This is a genomic window from Bacillus sp. LR_5 (genome assembly GCF_042709275.1).
In genome coordinates this window covers 1-18097 of the sequence record NZ_JAVAXX010000120.1, presented here as the reverse complement: position 1 = coordinate 18097, position 18097 = coordinate 1, and the positions used below count along the sequence as shown (strand labels likewise).

18 protein-coding genes are annotated in these 18097 nt (G+C 44.1%); 14 read left to right on the top strand and 4 right to left on the bottom strand.

Translation table 11 applies throughout. The features are described from left to right. Positions 1–75 precede the first annotated feature (75 nt). From maeL to maeN, 7 genes are all read left to right on the top strand, one after another. Positions 76–1677: a two-component system sensor histidine kinase MaeL gene (gene maeL / locus RAC86_RS21240; RefSeq protein WP_072182180.1), complete on the top strand. Its 1602-nt coding sequence runs from the start codon at positions 76–78 to the stop codon at positions 1675–1677. Further along, positions 1670–2377, top strand: coding sequence for a two-component system response regulator MaeM (gene maeM, locus RAC86_RS21235; RefSeq protein WP_003220739.1), 708 nt, complete (start codon positions 1670–1672; stop codon positions 2375–2377). The genes maeL and maeM overlap by 8 nt, the downstream gene beginning before the upstream one ends. A 471-nt stretch (positions 2378–2848) precedes the next feature. Further along, on the top strand, positions 2849–3928 hold the full coding sequence (gene nupN / locus RAC86_RS21230) for a guanosine ABC transporter substrate-binding protein NupN (protein ID WP_061188040.1): 1080 nt from the start codon (positions 2849–2851) through the stop codon (positions 3926–3928). A 75-nt stretch (positions 3929–4003) separates the two neighbouring features. Beyond that, positions 4004–5536 (top strand): guanosine ABC transporter ATP-binding protein NupO, encoded by a 1533-nt coding sequence (gene nupO / locus RAC86_RS21225; protein WP_377886005.1) that lies wholly within the window; start codon positions 4004–4006, stop codon positions 5534–5536. Beyond that, a complete protein-coding gene (nupP, locus tag RAC86_RS21220; RefSeq protein ID WP_003241062.1) occupies positions 5529–6575 on the top strand; it encodes a guanosine ABC transporter permease NupP in 1047 nt (348 codons plus the stop codon). Before nupO ends, nupP begins: the two co-directional genes overlap by 8 nt. Continuing rightward, complete coding sequence (gene nupQ, locus RAC86_RS21215) at positions 6576–7535, top strand: guanosine ABC transporter permease NupQ (protein WP_014114973.1); 960 nt, start codon at positions 6576–6578, stop codon at positions 7533–7535. A 154-nt stretch (positions 7536–7689) separates the two neighbouring features. Then, positions 7690–9036, top strand: a complete 1347-nt coding sequence (maeN, locus tag RAC86_RS21210; protein WP_014114974.1) for a sodium/malate symporter MaeN — start codon at positions 7690–7692, stop codon at positions 9034–9036. Positions 9037–9074: 38 nt separating this feature from the next. On the opposite strand, the gene RAC86_RS21205 is transcribed toward maeN, so the two are convergent. Continuing rightward, positions 9075–9290, bottom strand: a complete 216-nt coding sequence (locus RAC86_RS21205) for a hypothetical protein (protein WP_072182178.1) — start codon at positions 9288–9290, stop codon at positions 9075–9077. Between the two features lie 229 nt (positions 9291–9519). Between RAC86_RS21205 and RAC86_RS21200 the strand changes: the two genes are divergently transcribed. The 7 genes from RAC86_RS21200 to mnhG are packed head-to-tail and all read left to right on the top strand — an operon-like array spanning position 9520 to position 15288. Then, positions 9520–11925: a Na+/H+ antiporter subunit A gene (locus tag RAC86_RS21200; RefSeq protein ID WP_061188036.1), complete on the top strand. Its 2406-nt coding sequence runs from the start codon at positions 9520–9522 to the stop codon at positions 11923–11925. Continuing rightward, on the top strand, positions 11918–12349 hold the full coding sequence (locus RAC86_RS21195; RefSeq protein WP_014114977.1) for a Na(+)/H(+) antiporter subunit B: 432 nt from the start codon (positions 11918–11920) through the stop codon (positions 12347–12349). Before RAC86_RS21200 ends, RAC86_RS21195 begins: the two co-directional genes overlap by 8 nt. Then, on the top strand, positions 12349–12690 hold the full coding sequence (locus tag RAC86_RS21190; RefSeq protein WP_003220730.1) for a Na(+)/H(+) antiporter subunit C: 342 nt from the start codon (positions 12349–12351) through the stop codon (positions 12688–12690). Before RAC86_RS21195 ends, RAC86_RS21190 begins: the two co-directional genes overlap by 1 nt. After that, positions 12683–14164 carry a Na+/H+ antiporter subunit D gene (locus tag RAC86_RS21185; RefSeq protein WP_072565200.1) on the top strand — a complete coding sequence of 494 codons (1482 nt, stop codon included), beginning with the start codon at positions 12683–12685 and terminating at the stop codon, positions 14162–14164. The genes RAC86_RS21190 and RAC86_RS21185 overlap by 8 nt, the downstream gene beginning before the upstream one ends. Positions 14165–14169: 5 nt before the next feature. Next, on the top strand, positions 14170–14646 hold the full coding sequence (locus RAC86_RS21180; RefSeq protein WP_014114979.1) for a Na+/H+ antiporter subunit E: 477 nt from the start codon (positions 14170–14172) through the stop codon (positions 14644–14646). Continuing rightward, positions 14646–14930, top strand: a complete 285-nt coding sequence (locus tag RAC86_RS21175) for a Na(+)/H(+) antiporter subunit F1 (protein ID WP_014114980.1) — start codon at positions 14646–14648, stop codon at positions 14928–14930. Before RAC86_RS21180 ends, RAC86_RS21175 begins: the two co-directional genes overlap by 1 nt. Then, the gene (mnhG, locus tag RAC86_RS21170) at positions 14914–15288 is read left to right on the top strand and encodes a monovalent cation/H(+) antiporter subunit G (RefSeq protein ID WP_014114981.1); all 375 of its coding nucleotides are present in this window, start codon (positions 14914–14916) and stop codon (positions 15286–15288) included. The genes RAC86_RS21175 and mnhG overlap by 17 nt, the downstream gene beginning before the upstream one ends. 38 nt (positions 15289–15326) lie before the next feature. Here mnhG and RAC86_RS21165 read toward each other — a convergent pair whose 3' ends face one another. The 3 genes from RAC86_RS21165 to comP form a co-directional block, all read right to left on the bottom strand. Then, complete coding sequence (locus RAC86_RS21165; protein ID WP_003220719.1) at positions 15327–15707, bottom strand: hotdog fold thioesterase; 381 nt, start codon at positions 15705–15707, stop codon at positions 15327–15329. Between the two features lie 15 nt (positions 15708–15722). Then, positions 15723–16367 carry a two-component system response regulator ComA gene (comA, locus tag RAC86_RS21160; protein ID WP_003220716.1) on the bottom strand — a complete coding sequence of 215 codons (645 nt, stop codon included), beginning with the start codon at positions 16365–16367 and terminating at the stop codon, positions 15723–15725. Between the two features lie 80 nt (positions 16368–16447). Beyond that, a partial coding sequence (comP, locus tag RAC86_RS21155; RefSeq protein ID WP_377886004.1) for a two-component system sensor histidine kinase ComP occupies positions 16448–18097 on the bottom strand: 1650 nt, incomplete at its 5' end.

Genomic DNA, 18097 nt, shown 5'->3' with positions numbered 1-18097 from the left:
ATCCCAAATCTTCACAAAGCAGCATTTTGAGAGTAAAGTAGTACGCAGGAATCATAAAACGTAAGGAAGTTTTATATGAAAAAAACATTGAAACTGCAAACCAGACTCACCATATTTGTTTGTATCGTTGTGTTAATCGCGTTGCTCATTACATTTTTTACAGTAGGTGCCCAAACCACCACACGGATTAGAGATCAGGAAAAAGCCACTGCGCTGCAGACTGCTGAAATGGTAGCCGAGGCGCCGATCACAGCTTCTGCTTTAGAAAGCGGAAAAAACCAGAAGGAACTGCAAAGCTACACAAAGAGGGTTCAGAAAATCACGGGCACGGAATTTGTTGTCGTCATGGATATGGACGGCATTCGTAAAACCCATCCCGACCCGAACAAAATCGGAAAAAAATTCAGGGGCGGTGATGAATCGGAAGTATTAAATGGTCATGTCCACATCAGCACTGCCTCTGGCACGCTCGGGAAATCGCAAAGAGCATTCGTCCCTGTCTACGCGGAGAATGGAAAACAGGTCGGTGCAGTCGCGGTCGGCATCACCGTAAATGAAATTGATGAAGTGATCAGCCACAGCTTACGGCCGCTCTACTTTATTATCTGCGTCAGCATTTTCGTCGGTGTAATCGGGGCTGTTATCGTCGCACGTACGGTGAAGAATATCATGTACGGACTTGAACCTTATGAAATTGCCACTCTTCTTGAAGAACGGAGCGCGATGCTGGAATCGACGAAGGAAGGAATACTTGCTGTCGATGAACACGGTAAAATCAAACTTGCCAACGCGGAAGCAAAGCGTCTATTCGTGAAAATGGGCATCAACACAAATCCCGTTGATCAGGATGTAAATGACATCTTGCCGAAAAGCCGCTTGAAAAAGGTCATTGAGACAAAAAAACCGCTTCAAGACAGAGACGTCCGCATTAACGGATTAGAGCTTGTGTTTAATGAAGTTCCCATTCAGCTGAAAGGACAAACCGTCGGAGCGATTGCGACATTCCGGGACAAAACCGAGGTAAAACATTTAGCTGAACAGCTTTCCGGTGTTAAAATGTATGCAAACGCATTGAGGGCGCAGTCTCATGAATTCATGAACAAACTGCATGTGATATTAGGCCTCGTCCAGCTGAAAGAGTATGACGATCTTGGAGATTATATTAAAGATATTGCCATTCAGCAAAAATCAGAAACAAGCGAAATTATAAACGATGTCAAAAGCTCCGTACTGGCCGGTTTTCTGCTCGGAAAACAGAGCTTCATACGGGAGCAGGGCGCAAATCTTGATATAGAATGCAAAGGTGTCATCCCGAACGCGGCAGACCCTTCTGTCATCCATGAACTCATTACAATCATCGGAAATCTCATCAACAATGCCCTAGACGCCGTTGCCGATATGCCGAAAAAACAAATCACCATGTCCATGCGCTTTCATAACAGCATACTGGACATTGAAATTACCGATACTGGAGCAGGCATGTCTGAAGAAGACCAAGCCAAAGTATTTGAGCAAGGCTATTCAACAAAGGGCAAAAACCGGGGATTCGGCCTTTATTTTACACAGCAAAGCATCGAAAATTTAAAGGGCCAAATGATCCTCACAAGCGAAGAGAATGAAGGAACGACATTCAGTCTTCGCGTCCCGTACGAACCGAAGGAGGAAAATCATGATTAATGTACTAATAGTTGAAGATGACCCCATGGTGGGTGAATTAAATAAACGATACTTAAGCCAAATAGAAGGCTTTCAGCTGAAAGGCATCGCCTCTTCCTTTCAAAGCGCTCTGCATATTTTAGGAGAGCATCACATCGACCTTATTTTGCTCGATATTTATATGCCGGGTAAAAACGGGCTGGAACTGCTAACCGAACTGCGGGCCCAAAATGAAGCGGTTGACGTGATTGTCATCTCGGCGGCCAGCGAGCTTGACGTTATCAAGAAAACACTTCGTTACGGTGCTGTCGATTATTTAATCAAACCGTTTGAATTTGAACGTTTCCAAACTGCCCTGTCTGATTACAGACGAAAACAAAAGGTATATTCAACCCATCGCAACATGAGCCAGAAAGAACTGGACGCCGAGCTTTTCCAAAAGAAAGAAGCAACAGAAAAAGTACAGCTTCCTAAAGGCCTGACAAAAAGCACGCTGAAGCTGATTTGGTCCAGTATCCAGTCATTTGAAAATGAATCTTTTACAACAGAAGACCTGGCAAAGCACACAGAAATCTCTCAAGTATCCATACGAAAATACTTGAAGTTTCTTGAAGATATACAGGTTCTAAATGTAGAAATGGCGTATGGTACAATCGGAAGACCTGTGTTTCAGTACAACGTCAACACAGGAAACCTTAATGGAATTAAGCAATATCTATAAAAAAACGCACTGTTCACTCCGAGCAGTGCGTTTTTTTGTCATATCTCTTGCCAAGCTGCTTGATTCTATTGGTGATTAGTTATACAAGAATAATATAGGGCCTTTTTACATTTTTGAGCAAACAATTCTAAAAATAGATATTTTTAAAAAAATTATGCGAAATTCTATTTATTTCTTGTGAGTAAAATGATAAATTATGATTGGTTAGTTGATCCCAAAACTAAGTCATAAGTCTCACTTCAGAAAAAGATGTCACGGTTTTCCGCCTGGAACGCCTTCCGCATCCTTCTCTTCCCCTCCTTTCGAAGGAAACACTCACACCACGCTTATTCAGGGAAGATCAGAACTGTCTCAGCGCATTCCATTTGTTATTATCAGAAAATTTTATCGATTCTAAGAAATTGTACAGACATCCCATCACATGACTGGCCGGATCAGCTTTGAACCAAATTTTTCTGGGGGGTTATATCTTTGAATAAACGAAAAATCGGATTGGCGATGTCACTTGTGATCGCAGCAGGCACCATATTAGGAGCATGCGGAAACAGCGAAAAAAGCAGCGGCTCCAGCGAAGATAAAAATAAATTCAGTGTGGCGATGGTTACTGACGTAGGCGGAGTAGATGACAAATCCTTCAACCAATCAGCCTGGGAAGGCATTCAAGCCTTCGGCAAAGAGAACGGGCTGGAAAAAGGCAAAAACGGTTACGACTACCTTCAATCAAAATCAGATGCAGACTATACAACGAACTTAAATAAATTAGCACGCGAGAATTTCGACTTGATTTACGGGGTCGGCTACTTAATGGAGGACTCAATCAGCGAAATTGCTGATCAGCGCAAAAATACAAACTTTGCGATCATAGATGCTGTGGTTGATAAAGACAACGTCGCAAGTATTACGTTTAAAGAACAGGAAGGCTCATTTCTCGTTGGAGTGGCCGCAGCCTTATCAAGCAAATCAGGAAAAATCGGATTTGTAGGCGGCATGGAATCAGAGTTAATCAAAAAATTCGAGGTCGGCTTCCGTGCCGGCGTGCAGGCTGTAAACCCTAAAGCCGTTGTCGAAGTGAAATACGCAGGCGGTTTCGATAAAGCCGATGTCGGTAAAGCCACCGCCGAAAGCATGTATAAATCCGGCGTAGATGTTATTTATCACTCTGCAGGCGCTACTGGGACAGGTGTCTTTACTGAAGCGAAAAACCTAAAAAAAGAAAATCCGAAACGCGATGTCTGGGTCATCGGTGTCGATAAAGACCAATACGCAGAAGGCCAGGTAGAAGGAACAGATGATAACGTCACCCTCACTTCCATGGTCAAAAAAGTAGATACAGCGGTTGAAGATTTAACGAAAAAAGCACGCGAAGGAAAGTTCCCGGGCGGCGAAACACTCACCTACGGCCTTGATCAGGACGGGGTCGGCATTTCCTCATCTCAACAAAATCTATCGGATGATGTGATCAAAGCGGTTGATAAATGGAAGAAAAAAATCATCGACGGATTGGAAGTGCCGGCAACTGAGAAAGAGCTGAAAACCTTCAAAGCTGAATAAGAATCGCGGGGATAAGGAGGTCGAGCCCTTATCCCTTGTTTTTCTTTTATTTTGATTAAAGGAGCGGTCAAATCAGTGGAATATGTCATTGAAATGCTCAATATCCGCAAGGAGTTTCCTGGTATTGTCGCCAATGACAATATCAATCTTCAGGTCAAAAAAGGCGAAATACATGCGTTGCTCGGTGAAAACGGAGCGGGGAAATCAACGTTGATGAATGTCCTTTTCGGGCTGTATCAGCCGGAGCGGGGTGAAATTCGGGTGCGCGGCGAGAAGGTGCACATCAACAGTCCGAACAAAGCGAATGACCTTGGCATCGGGATGGTACACCAGCACTTTATGCTTGTTGACACCTTTACAGTTGCTGAAAACATTATTCTCGGCAAAAAGCCAAAAAAGTTTGGCAGAATTGACCGGAAGCGTGCTGTCCAAGAGGTGCAGGACATTTCCGACCAATACGGCCTTCAGATTCATCCCGGAGCAAAAGTCGCTGACATATCTGTCGGCATGCAGCAGCGCGCAGAAATATTAAAAACCCTCTACCGCGGGGCAGACATTCTGATTTTTGATGAACCGACGGCTGTATTGACCCCTCATGAAATCAAAGAACTGATGCAAATCATGAAGAATCTGGTCAATGAGGGAAAATCAATTATCTTAATCACCCATAAACTGAAAGAGATTATGGAAGTTTGTGACCGCGTTACCATTATCCGCAAAGGAAAAGGCATCAAAACACTTGATGTCCGTGATACAAACAAAGACGAGCTCGCCAGTCTTATGGTCGGCCGCGAAGTATCATTCAAAACCGAAAAGAAGGCTGCTCAGCCGGGAGCGGAAGTGCTTGAGATTGACGGAATGACTGTAAAGGATACCCGCGGAGTAGAGACAGTCAGGGATTTATCGCTTTCTGTCAAAGCAGGAGAAATTGTCGGCATAGCCGGCGTTGACGGAAACGGGCAGTCGGAGCTGATTGAAGCAATAACAGGCCTTCGCAACACAGATTCAGGAACAATCACCTTAAACGGAAAACAAATCCAAAACCTGACGCCAAGAAAAGTGACCGAATCCGGAATCGGGCATATTCCTCAGGACCGCCATAAACATGGTCTCGTCCTTGATTTTCCGATCGGAGAAAATATCGTGCTGCAAAGCTATTACAAAAAGCCGTATGCAGCATTTGGCGTATTACATAAAGGCGAAATGTACAAAAAAGCACGCAGCCTGATCAGCGAGTACGATGTCAGAACGCCGGATGAATATACACACGCCCGGGCATTGTCAGGCGGAAACCAGCAAAAAGCGATTATCGGGCGGGAAGTAGACCGGAATCCTGATTTATTAATCGCCGCCCAGCCGACTCGCGGCCTTGATGTCGGAGCGATTGAATTTGTCCATAAAAAGCTCATTGAGCAGCGCGATGCTGGAAAAGCCGTTCTTCTCCTCTCGTTTGAGCTTGAAGAAATTATGAATCTCAGTGACAGAATCGCCGTTATTTTTGAAGGACATATTATCGCCACGGTCGATCCGCAGGACACCACTGAGCAGGAACTCGGTCTCTTGATGGCAGGAAGCATGCAAAAGGAAGCGGGGAAAGCAAATGGTTAAACGTCTCTCTCATTTACTCGTGCCCCTCATTGCAATCATCCTCGGTCTTGCGGCCGGCGCGCTGATTATGCTTGCGAGCGGATATAGTGTGATCAGCGGATATTCGGCTTTGTGGAATGGGATATTCGGAGAAATCTATTATGTCGGAGAAACCATCCGGCAAATTACACCTTATATTTTATCGGGGTTGGCTGTCGCCTTTGCATTCCGAACTGGACTCTTTAATATCGGCGTCGAGGGCCAGCTGCTCGTCGGCTGGACAGCAGCTGTTTGGGTCGGGACAGCGTTTGACGGACCGGCATATATTCACATGCCGCTCGCACTGATTACAGCGGCTGCTGCAGGAGGATTATGGGGTTTTATTCCCGGTGTTTTGAAAGCGCGCTTCTACGTTCATGAAGTCATTGTTACCATTATGATGAATTATATCGCGCTGCATATGACCAATTACATCATTTCAAACGTCTTGACAGATCGTCAGGATAAGACGGAGAAAATTCACGAATCCGCCTCCCTTCGCTCGCCGTTTCTTGAACAGATAACCGATTATTCACGGCTGCATTGGGGGATCATCGTTGCTCTTCTCGCAGCAGTTGTCATGTGGTTTATCATCAACAAAACAACAAAGGGATTTGAGCTTCGAGCGGTCGGATTCAACCAGCACGCTTCCCAGTATGCCGGTATGAGCGTGCGGAAGAATATCATGACCTCCATGCTCATCTCAGGTGCTTTTGCAGGTCTTGCAGGAGCCATGGAGGGGCTTGGGACTTTCGAATACGCAGCCGTGAAAGGCGCATTTACCGGCGTAGGCTTTGACGGTATCGCTGTCGCTCTTCTCGGGGGGAACACAGCTGTCGGTGTTGTGCTGGCTGCATGCCTGCTCGGCGGACTGAAAATCGGTGCTTTAAATATGCCGATTGAATCAGGCGTTCCATCAGAGGTTGTCGATATTGTGATTGCCATTATCATTCTGTTTGTGGCTTCAAGCTACGCAATTCGTTTTGTCATGGACAAATTGAAGAAAAAGGGGGCGAACTAAGTGGACTTTGTGCAGATTTTATCCATCATTGTCCCAGCCACACTCGTCTATGCCGCCCCGCTTATTTTAACTGCTCTCGGCGGCGTGTTTTCCGAGAGATCAGGAGTTGTGAATATCGGTCTTGAAGGCCTCATGATTATCGGAGCGTTCACCAGCGTGTTATTTAATTTATTTTTAGGTCCGGAATTGGGTGCCGCCGCGCCTTGGCTTTCACTCCTTGCCGCCATGGCAGCAGGCGCGCTGTTCTCACTGATTCACGCGGCTTCGGCCATTTCGTTTCGCGCCGATCAGACAGTCAGCGGCGTCGCCATTAACATGCTGGCGCTCGGGGCAACTTTATTTATTGTAAAACTGATCTACGGCAAAGCGCAGACAGACAAAATCCCTGAGCCTTTTTATAAAACGAAAATTCCCGGCTTGGGCGACATTCCTGTATTGGGAAAAATCTTCTTTTCGGATGTCTATTATACATCTATTCTTGCAATTGCATTGGCCTTTATTTCTTGGTTTATCTTGTTCAAAACACCGTTCGGCCTTCGTATCCGTTCTGTCGGAGAGCATCCGATGGCGGCCGATACGATGGGAATCAACGTATATAAAATGCGCTACATCGGCGTGATGATCAGCGGATTGTTCGGCGGTCTCGGCGGCGGCGTATATGCCTCCACGATTGCGCTTGATTTCACGCACTCTACCATCTCCGGACAAGGCTTTATCGCACTGGCAGCGCTTGTATTCGGAAAATGGCATCCAATTGGAGCACTGGGGGCCGCCCTGTTTTTCGGATTCGCCCAAAGCTTAAGCATCATTGGATCGCTTCTCCCTCTTTTTAAAGACATACCAAATGTGTATATGCTGATGGCCCCTTATGTCTTAACGATTCTCGCTTTAACCGGCTTTATCGGGCGGGCTGATGCGCCAAAAGCCAATGGCGTGCCTTATATTAAAGGAAAAAGATAAAACATTCTCCCCTGGGAAGACGCTTCTCAGGGATTTTTTTCTAATCCAAAAGACCCTCTTAATTTAATTGTTTATCAGTTTTTTAACTTAAAAAAATATGAAGTGTTAACGCTTTCTTGTAGACTGTAACAAACAATACATGGGGGTGTATGACATGGGAGCAATTCCAAAAACGGGGACAATTTCACCTGAGCAAAAAGACCCACAGGGGAAAAACCTGTTTCAAAAAATCTGGTCTTGGGAAATCGGTGTGATTCCTCTGCCATTATACACAGTATTAGCTGTTATTATTATTCTTGCAGCCTATTACAATGAGCTGCCGGCAAATATGCTTGGCGGGTTTGCCATCATCATGATTCTTGGTGTGTTTCTTGGAGACATAGGCCAACGCATACCGATATTGAAGGATATTGGCGGCCCTGCCATTTTATCTTTGTTTGTTCCTTCATTTTTAGTCTTTTACAATGTGCTGAATTCAACATCTTTAGACGCTGTAACCAATCTGATGAAAACGTCTAACTTCCTTTATTTCTATATCGCTTGTCTGGTTGTGGGAAGTATCCTCGGAATGAACAGAACTGTTTTAATACAAGGGTTTATCAGGATGTTCGTTCCGCTTGTTGCAGGAACGATCGCAGCAGTTGCGGCCGGCATCCTTGTCGGATTTATTTTTGGCTACAGTGCCTACGATTCCTTTTTCTTTGTTGTTGTTCCGATTATTGCCGGGGGAATAGGCGAAGGAATTTTACCGCTCTCAATCGCTTATTCACAAATACTCGGTTCATCCGCTGATGTGTATGTGTCTCAGCTGGTCCCTGCTGCTATTATCGGAAACGTTTTTGCTATCATCTGTGCTGCCTTAATGAAAAAGCTTGGCGATAAGCGGCCTGATCTAAATGGAAACGGACGCCTCGTCAAATCTAAAAAAGCAAATGAGATTTTCAATCAAAAAGAAGCGGAAGCAAAAATTGATTTTAAATTGATGGGAGCCGGCGTTCTGCTCGCGTGTACATTCTTTATTTTCGGCGGGTTATTGGAGAAATTCATCTTCATACCGGGCGCGATCTTAATGATTATTTCAGCTGCGGCTGTCAAATATGCAAATATTCTTCCGAAAAAAATGGAGGATGGCGCTTACCAGCTTTATAAATTTATTTCTTCAAGCTTTACATGGCCGCTGATGGTCGGTCTCGGCATCCTCTTTATTCCGTTGGATGACGTGGCATCTGTGATTTCTATTCCGTTTGTCATCATTTGTATTTCAGTTGTTATCGCAATGATTGCTTCTGGATATTTTGTGGGCAAGCTGATGAACATGTACCCAGTTGAATCTGCAATCGTTACCTGCTGCCACAGCGGTCTCGGCGGAACTGGTGATGTTGCGATTTTATCAGCGTCAGGAAGAATGGGCCTTATGCCGTTCGCCCAAATTTCCACCCGCCTCGGCGGTGCAGGTACAGTTATTTGTGCGACAGTTCTGCTTCGTTTTTTCACTTCATAATCAGAAAAAGAGTTCCGTTATATGCGGAACTCTTTTTTTTATCTGTTCACAATCCGGATATACTCTCGGGGGCCAAACGGCAGATCCATTGATTCCATTTCACTCAATCTGGCTGACAGGTGGTGCTCCAATAAATACAGCTCCCACTCCTCACTAGCCTCCGCACCGCTGCGCCCGTCATATTGATTCAAAATGAATGCCCCAGCAAATACTGAGCAGAATAAACCTGAACACATCAATACCTTTCTTTTCACATGACCAGCTCCTTACATTCAGCTTGATCAGGAATGATTTTAAATATACAAATGACATTATTTTTGTTAGACTTATTTTGAGGTCAAAAGAACTCATAAAAGCTGATTGCGCAGTTCGAAGCATGGCAGCTTGCAGAAAAGTGCGATATAATTTGGACTAGGTCGTTTGACCGTATATTTGATACATAGCGCATTTTTCAATTGAGAAAGAGAAAAAGGAGGTTTAACTTTGCAGCTCTTACATTTTGCTATTTTATCGCCTTTCTTATTTGCTTTTATCATTCCCTTTTTGGCAAAATACGCAAAAAGAGTGCACACGGGCTGGTTTGTGTTGATCCTGCCCGTCTTGCTGTTTATATACTTTCTCCCAATGATCAGGATGACACAATCTGGAGAAACACTGCGGTCGGTATTTGAGTGGATTCCTTCACTTGGCATTAACTTTACCGTTTATATAGACGGTCTCGGATTATTATTCGCCTTACTGATCACAGGCATCGGCTCTTTGGTCACTCTTTACAGCATTTTTTATTTATCGAAAGAAAAAGAACAGCTTGGGCCCTTTTATGTCTATTTATTGATGTTCATGGGCGCCATGCTCGGTGTCGTTCTTGTAGACAATGTCATGGTTCTCTACATGTTTTGGGAGCTTACCAGCCTTTCGTCCTTTTTGCTGATCGGCTATTGGTATAAGCGTGAAAAGTCGCGCTACGGCGCCGCCAAATCACTTTTGATTACGGTCAGCGGCGGGCTGTGCATGCTCGGCGGATTTATTCTCCTTTATCTGATAACGGATTCCTTCAGTATTAGAGAGATGATTCATCAGGTTCAATTAATTGCCGGCCACGACTTGTTTATCCCGGCTATGATTCTCATTTTATTAGGGGCTTTTACGAAATCCGCGCAATTCCCTTTTTATATCTGGCTGCCTGATGCGATGGAAGCTCCGACACCTGTCAGCGCTTATCTCCATTCAGCTACTATGGTCAAAGCCGGCATTTATGTGATTGCGAGATTCAGTCCTATTTTCGCTTTTTCTGCTCAGTGGTTTTGGATCGTTTCCCTCGTCGGGCTCTTTACGATGGTTTGGGGTTCATTCCATGCCGTGAAACAAACTGATTTAAAATCGATTTTGGCATTTTCAACCGTCAGCCAGCTCGGAATGATCATCTCCATGCTCGGAGTCAGTGCTGCGGCCCTTCATTACGGCCATACAGAATATTATACAGTTGCCGCCATGGCTGCCATTTTCCATTTAATCAATCACGCTACCTTTAAAGGAAGCTTGTTTATGGCAGTCGGGATTATCGATCACGAAACAGGCACACGGGATGTCCGGAAGCTCGGCGGCCTGATGGCGATAATGCCGATTACATTTACGATTTCCTTAATCGGAACATTTTCAATGGCCGGCCTTCCGCCGTTTAACGGGTTTTTGAGTAAAGAAATGTTTTTCACAAGCATGCTTCGCGTGACACATTTCGATCTGTTCAACGTACAGACATGGGGCATTCTATTCCCTGTTCTCGCCTGGATCGGAAGCGTATTTACGTTTATCTACAGCATGAAATTGCTGTTTAAAACATTCAGAGGAAGTTACCAGCCTGAACAGCTTAAAAAACAGGCTCACGAAGCGCCGATTGGCATGCTCGTATCACCTGTCATTCTTGTCGCTTTGGCTGTCAGTCTCTTCTTTTTCCCGAATATATTGTCGTACAGCTTGATAGAGCCTGCGATGAACTCGATCTATCCGACACTGCTGGACAGCCATGAGAAATTCCATGTTCACATTTCACAGTGGCACGGGTTGAATACAGAAGTGCTGATGACTGCAGGCATTATTGTTATCGGCACCATCGGATATTTGTCGCTGAATAAGTGGAAGGGAATCTATAAGCTGTTTCCTTCGAAGCTCACACTCAACCGGTTATACGACAAGCTTGTGACGCTGATGGAGAAAGGGTCTTACCGAGTCACAAAGCAATATATGACCGGGTTTTTAAGGGATTACTTGCTGTATATCTTCGCTGGTTTCATCATTCTGATGGGCGGAGCTTTTGTCATCAAAGGCGGATTTTCCTTTACAACAGAAGGCATGGCTAAAATCGGCGTATACGAAATCATTTTGACGCTTGTCATGATCAGCGCCACAGCGGCAACTGTTTTTGCCAGATCAAGACTGACGGCGATTATCTCACTTGGTGTCGTCGGTTATGCGCTCGCATTGTTTTTTGTGATTTTCAGAGCGCCGGACTTGGCCTTGACCCAGCTTGTCATTGAAACCATTTCTGTGGCACTGTTTCTGCTTTGTTTCTATCATCTGCCGAAACTGAGGCTGAAAAAGAAAACGAGAACGTTCCGATTGACGAACTTTATCATTGCTTTAGGCGTCGGTATTATCGTCACCCTGCTTGGTATCGCATCATCAAGCCAGCGGACAAAAGACAGCATTTCATCCTTCTTCTTAAAACACAGCCACGATCTCGGCGGAGGGGATAATGTCGTCAATGTCATCCTCGTTGATTTCAGGGGCTTTGATACAATGTTTGAAATTACGGTATTAACGATTGCCGCTCTTGGCATTTACAGCATGATTAAAACAAAAGTAAAAGAGGAGGGGAAAAGCGGTGAATGAACAAAAAACAAATGACTTGATTCTTCAAACCGTGACAAAGCTGGTATCCTTTATCATTTTGCTTTTCTCTTTCTATTTATTTTTATCAGGGCATAACGCACCAGGAGGAGGCTTTGTCGGCGGACTGATCACGTCCTCTTCCATCGTTCTATTGCTCTTGGCATATGATTTAAAAACCGTGCGTTCCATTTTGCCGGTTAATTTCATTTATATCGCGGGAGCCGGCCTTCTGCTCGCTGTATTAACCGGGGTTGGCTCCTTTGTCTTCGGGGCTCCTTTTTTAACCCACACATTCGGATACTTTCAGCTGCCGATCCTTGGGAAAACGGAGCTCGCCACGGCGACGATATTTGATTTAGGCGTTTATCTAGTTGTCGTAGGCATTACGATGACCATTATTCAAACGATTGGAGAGGAAGAATAATGGAAATCTTAATGGCTGTTTTAGCCGGTATTATTTTTATGGCTGCTACGTATTTGCTGCTGTCTAAAAGCCTGCTTCGCGTCATTATCGGAACAGCACTGTTAAGCCATGGCGTTCATTTAATGCTTTTGACTATGGGAGGATTAAAGAAAGGTGCCGCTCCGATTTTGAGCGAGCATGCCAAATCATTTGTCGATCCGCTTCCGCAAGCCCTGATTTTGACCGCAATTGTCATTTCATTTGGCGTTACATCATTCATCCTCGTCATGGCCTTTCGCGCTTATCAGGAATTGAAATCGGACGATATGGATCAAATGAGGGGAAATGATCAACATGAATAATTTTGTTATTTTGCCAATCCTGATCCCGCTTCTGTCGGCCATTCTGCTGATTTTCATGACGAAGAATCTTATGCTCATGCGGATCTTCAGCACTGCGGCATCGGCAATCGGGATTGTGATCAGTGGCATACTCGTACAGACTGTCTTTACAAGTGGTATCCAGACACTCAGTTTGGGCGGCTGGAAAGCGCCGTACGGCATTGTGCTGGTCGCAGACCAATTCGCCAGCCTGCTCGTTCTCACAACATCGATAATTGGTTTATTGGTTGTGCTTTATTCCTTCCGTTCCGTCGGTGAAAAACGGGAGCGTTCCTTTTATTACTCTGGTGTTCAGTTTTTGCTTGCCGGTGTCAGCGGAGCGTTTTTAACAGGCGATTTATTTAATATGTACGTGTTTTTTGAGCTCCTGCTTATTGCTTCCTATATGCTGATTGTATTAGGCGGCACAAAAATTCAGCTGCGGGAGTCCCTTAAATATATTGTGTTTAATATCGTATCGTCTGCCTTGTTTGTCATCGGCGTCGGCTTTTTATACGCTGTAACCGGTACGTTAAACATGGCCGATCTTAGTGTGAAAATCAGCGAATCAGGACAAACCGGGCTGATCACTGTGATTGGTGTCCTGCTGCTTTTGGTATTTGGCATGAAGGGCGGAATCTTCCCCCTCTACTTTTGGCTTCCAGGCTCTTATTACGCGCCTCCGGCGGCAATCTCCGCGTTGTTTGGCGCATTGCTCACAAAAGTCGGTTTATACGCGATCACTAGGGTCTTCACATTGATTTTTATTCACGATACAGCCTTTACCCATCAGCTGATGATTTGGCTCGCCGCGCTGACTGTGATTTTCGGTGTTATCGGTTCACTCGCTTATTCGGATGTCATGAAAATCGTGATCTACAACATTATTACTGCTGTCGGCGTGATTTTGTTCGGTGTGGCAGTTCATACCCCCGCATCAATCCAAGGCGCGATTTATTATCTGATTCACGATATGCTGATTAAAGGCGCTTTATTTATGCTGGCAGGGACGCTGATCGCATTGACTGGAACAGCGAGCCTGCACAAAATGGGCGGGCTGATCAAACGCTACCCTGTTCTAGGATGGATGTTTTTCATTTCAGCTATTTCTCTTGCGGGCATCCCGCCTCTCAGCGGATTTGTCGGCAAATTGAAAATTGTGGAGGGCGGCTTCACAGAAGGTGAATTTACAATTTCCATGCTGATTCTGCTTTCGAGTCTGCTCGTACTTTACTCTGTGCTGAGGATCTTTATACATGCGTTTTGGGGCGAAGAAAAAGAAACACCAAAACCAAATCATAGAACAGCTAAAGGACTTCTTTATCCGGCAGCTATTTTTCTCTTACTGTCTCTTCTCTTCGGATTGGGTACAGAATGGGTGTCACCTTACGTTGATCAAGCGGCCGAGACGTTGCTGAATCCGGAAAAATATATTGAAGCTGTTTTGAAGGAGTAGATCGCATGGCATTTCAAATTTTATTAAATGTGTTTCTCGCTTTTTGCTGGATGTTCTTGAGCAATAGTCCAAGCGCCGCAGGATTCTTCACAGGCTATATTCTGGGGATGCTCTCTCTCTTTTTCTTCCGGCGCTTTTTTACTCGCCAGTTTTATCTATGGAAAATGTTTTCTATCATCAAACTCCTTTTGATTTTTTTAAAGGAACTGTACCTTGCCAATGTCAGTGTGCTGAAATCAGTCCTATCGCCGAAGCTGAATATCAGACCGGGCATTTTCGCTTTTAAAACAGAGCTTACGACGGATTGGGAAATCACCCTGCTGTCACTGCTTATTACGTTAACGCCGGGAACCTTGGTGATGGACATTTCAGATGACAGGACGATTCTTTATATTCACGCGATGGATATTGAGGATGCGGAAAAAGCCATTTTTGATATTCGGGAGTCATTTGAAAAAGCCATACAGGAGGTGAGCCGCTGATGTTTACGCTGATTCTGCAACTCGCCCTCGGCATTATGGCAGTGTCTACCTTTTTGTATGTCATTCGTGTTATTAAAGGGCCGACTGTGCCTGACCGGGTCGTGGCTCTGGATGCAATCGGCATCAATCTGATCGCGATCACGGCGCTTGTCTCCATTTTGCTGAAAACAAGTGCGTTTCTGGATATTATTTTGCTGCTGGGGATTTTATCATTTATCGGAACGATCGCATTTTCCAAGTTCCTGGAGAAAGGAGAGATTATCGAAAATGATCGAAATCGCTAAGGTCGTTGTGGCTGTATTCATTTTGCTTGGCGCACTTGTGTGCCTCGTTGCTTCATTAGGAGTAATTCGCCTTCCCGATGTGTTTACACGTTCTCATGCTGCATCTAAAGGCTCAACGTTGGGCGTCAATATGATTCTGCTTGGTGTCTTCTTCTATTTGTGGTTTGTGACGGGGAACATTTCCGCTAAAATTCTGCTCGGGATTCTCTTTATCTTTATTACGTCGCCTGTCGGAGGACACTTGATCTGCCGTGCCGCGTACAACTCCGGCGTCAAGCTTAATGAGAGAAGCGTACAGGATGACTATAACGGGATCAGAAACTTTGTGATTAAACGAAAAGAGGATTCTTACTTATAAAAATAAGCAGCCGGACAGGCAGAGTTCCGGCTGTTTTTTTATTTTTTGATGACAGCCAGCGTGCATCTGGAGATACAGATCAGCCTCTCTTGCTCGTCATAAATATGAATTTGATAGACAATAGTCGTTCTGCCTATATGAACGGGTTCGGCTACTGCCTTTACCGTTCCTTCCTTTACGGATTTTAAATGGTTAGCGTTAATTTCCAAACCGACACAAGCTTGTGTTGTGTGATCAATCAGATTCTGCGCACCTGCGCTCGCCGCGGTTTCCGCCAGAGCCACTGAAGCGCCTCCATGCAAATATCCGAACGGCTGCACCGTCCGATGATCCACTGGCATGACTGCAACGCATCGTTCCGCTGTGTTTTCAACAATCTCAATACCAAGCGCTTCAAGCAATGTGTGTTTCGTATCCATCATATCCCCCCTTATTTAAAGTACACCGTCTGATTTCGCAATCAAAACCGCTTCCGTCCGGGAACCGACATTCAGCTTATTGAAAATCGATGTCAGGCTGTATTCAATGGACCGCTTGCTTAAATGAAGTGCATCTGCGATTTCTTGGTTTGTAAATCCCTTTTCAACTTCTTGAAGAATCAGGCATTCTCTAGGTGTGAGCACATCTTGTTCTTTTTGAGAGGAAGGAGCCGGCTTTGTTTTTTGCTGAGTCATCAGCTGTTTAAAGTAAGCAAAATCGACTAAAATTTCTCCATTGAGTACGTGGTATATGTATTGGGTGATCTTTTCTTTAGATTCCGTTTTGCTGATGGCACCGTGCAGTCCCGCACGAATCGCTTCCTCAAAATAATCCTCAACCTCATAACCGGTATACACGATAATTTTACAATGAGGATTCTCTTGTAATATCTGTTTAGAAAGCTCCATCCCATTGACCTCGCCGCCTAAATTCAGATCCATTAAAATGAGATCATATGACGAGAAATCATGCTGCTTGATAAACTGTTCGCTCGGTTCAGGACTGAGACAATCAACAGACAGATTCGAATCCGTTTCCAAAATTGTCTTGGTGCCTTCCATGACAGCCGGATGGTCATCAATCACTAGTATCTTTTTCATGTTTTCCTCCCTTTTACTCACTCATTTCCATTTTATAAAAAAGACTTGGCCTGTGCCAAGTCGTTTCCGTTATAAAACCATTACAATTCGATTTCAATATCAGCCTTAAAGCCCTTTCCTTCACTTGTTTCAATCCGAAGGCGTCCATCTAAAGCCCTGACTCTCTCCTTAATGCCAGAAAGCCCCATACTCATGGAATGTTCATTATTTTTTTCTTGATCAAACCCTACGCCATCGTCCTCATAATGAAGAACGATTTTGTTTTGAATACTGATGAGCATAATCAGCACATCCGTCGCCTGGGAGTGCTTGACCGCATTAGACAGAAACTCTTGAATGATCCGGTACAAATTCAACTGCGAATCCAGATCAAGCGAAGCCGTAAATCTGCCGGTATTTAAACGGATATGAAACGGAACCCGCTCCTGCTGCTGCGCCACCAGCTTGGACAGCGCCTTCACCAGCCCAAGATCATACAGAAGCTGCGGCCGCAGTTCATGACACGTCTCCCTCGTCATCGAAATCACATCAGACATCTGCTCATTCATCTGTACAAGCTTGTCCTGTACCTCTTCCTGACACGGATTATTATCCTTTTTAAAATCAGCCAAAAACAGCTCACACTGGCGCTTTAATGAAATCAAATCCTGAAGAACGGAATCGTGGAGATCGCGGGCTAGCCCTGAACGTTGTTTTTCTTCGATTGCAAACATTAGCTTTTTCAGCCATATTGGGTTTGTTCCCTCTTGTTTTAAGTCCTTCAAATGTTCCATGAGCTCCTCAATATGCATGACATTTTCCATGGACACACTTGTATAGAAAGACAGTGTTTTCAGCCAAGATATTTCATCCCGTGTTAGCCGAGGAGTGTTAATATTAGATAAACAAAGCAGAACATAAGAACTTCCGCCTCGTTCACCAACTTTCATTAGAAATCCCTGATTGACTTCAATAATTTTCCCAATTTCTGAAGTTACGGTTTCAAATTCCTTTTGAAAAAGATGCCAATCTGGTCCTATTTCCGGCTTATCTAAATATATCACTTTTTGATCAGGAGTTACTTCAAAGGTATAGGCTTTGCTTACAAGTAAAACATCCAAAATAGTATTTTTCAGTTCTTTAAAAACTTGTTGAAGAGAAGTTACCCCCCTCATTAGCTGAGTATATTTAAAGATACTGTCCTGATAGTTGAATTTTTCAGAGAAACGTTTTAACCGAAATTTAAAATCCATGACCTCTTTAAAATAAAAGACAGCGAACATGACAACGAAAAAAAATACAGTTTGACGCACAGGGTTCATCTGAATTTTCATTACATCAAACCAAACTAATGCTCCAACTATAAATAGAGTTGGTATCATAGCAAGTAGAGCGTAATATCTCATTCTTCCTAAAATAAACTCTATATCAAACATTTTATTGGCTACAAATTGATACACTAAACCAAACGGAATAAGTACAAGTAATGATGCAGAGACTAATGCAGGGAAAATATAATTACCAGTAAATATTATTGGAAGAACATAAAATATCAAAAATGGCGCAAATGATAGAGTGTTTGTTAAAATTAATAATTTAAGAATAAACGAATGCTCAGCATATTTATATTTATTAAGATGAAAGTATATCGACGAAAAAGCAAATAGAGTCAATATCGCAAAAGAAACCAAGTTAACAGTCGCTAAAAAATCAATATCAACTTGTAAATAGGCTCGGAAAAACTCAATTCC

Bases quoted from the DNA above. Each gene is read 5' to 3' on its own strand.
- maeL (WP_072182180.1), top strand. From the start codon at position 76: ATGAAAAAAACATTGAAACTGCAAACCAGACTCACCATATTTGTTTGT.
- maeM (WP_003220739.1), top strand. From the start codon at position 1,670: ATGATTAATGTACTAATAGTTGAAGATGACCCCATGGTGGGTGAATTA.
- nupP (WP_003241062.1), top strand. From the start codon at position 5,529: ATGGTTAAACGTCTCTCTCATTTACTCGTGCCCCTCATTGCAATCATC.
- maeN (WP_014114974.1), top strand. From the start codon at position 7,690: ATGGGAGCAATTCCAAAAACGGGGACAATTTCACCTGAGCAAAAAGAC.
- RAC86_RS21190 (WP_003220730.1), top strand. From the start codon at position 12,349: ATGGAAATCTTAATGGCTGTTTTAGCCGGTATTATTTTTATGGCTGCT.
- RAC86_RS21185 (WP_072565200.1), top strand. From the start codon at position 12,683: ATGAATAATTTTGTTATTTTGCCAATCCTGATCCCGCTTCTGTCGGCC.
- RAC86_RS21180 (WP_014114979.1), top strand. From the start codon at position 14,170: ATGGCATTTCAAATTTTATTAAATGTGTTTCTCGCTTTTTGCTGGATG.
- RAC86_RS21175 (WP_014114980.1), top strand. From the start codon at position 14,646: ATGTTTACGCTGATTCTGCAACTCGCCCTCGGCATTATGGCAGTGTCT.
- mnhG (WP_014114981.1), top strand. From the start codon at position 14,914: ATGATCGAAATCGCTAAGGTCGTTGTGGCTGTATTCATTTTGCTTGGC.
- RAC86_RS21165 (WP_003220719.1), bottom strand. From the start codon at position 15,707: ATGGATACGAAACACACATTGCTTGAAGCGCTTGGTATTGAGATTGTT.
- comA (WP_003220716.1), bottom strand. From the start codon at position 16,367: ATGAAAAAGATACTAGTGATTGATGACCATCCGGCTGTCATGGAAGGC.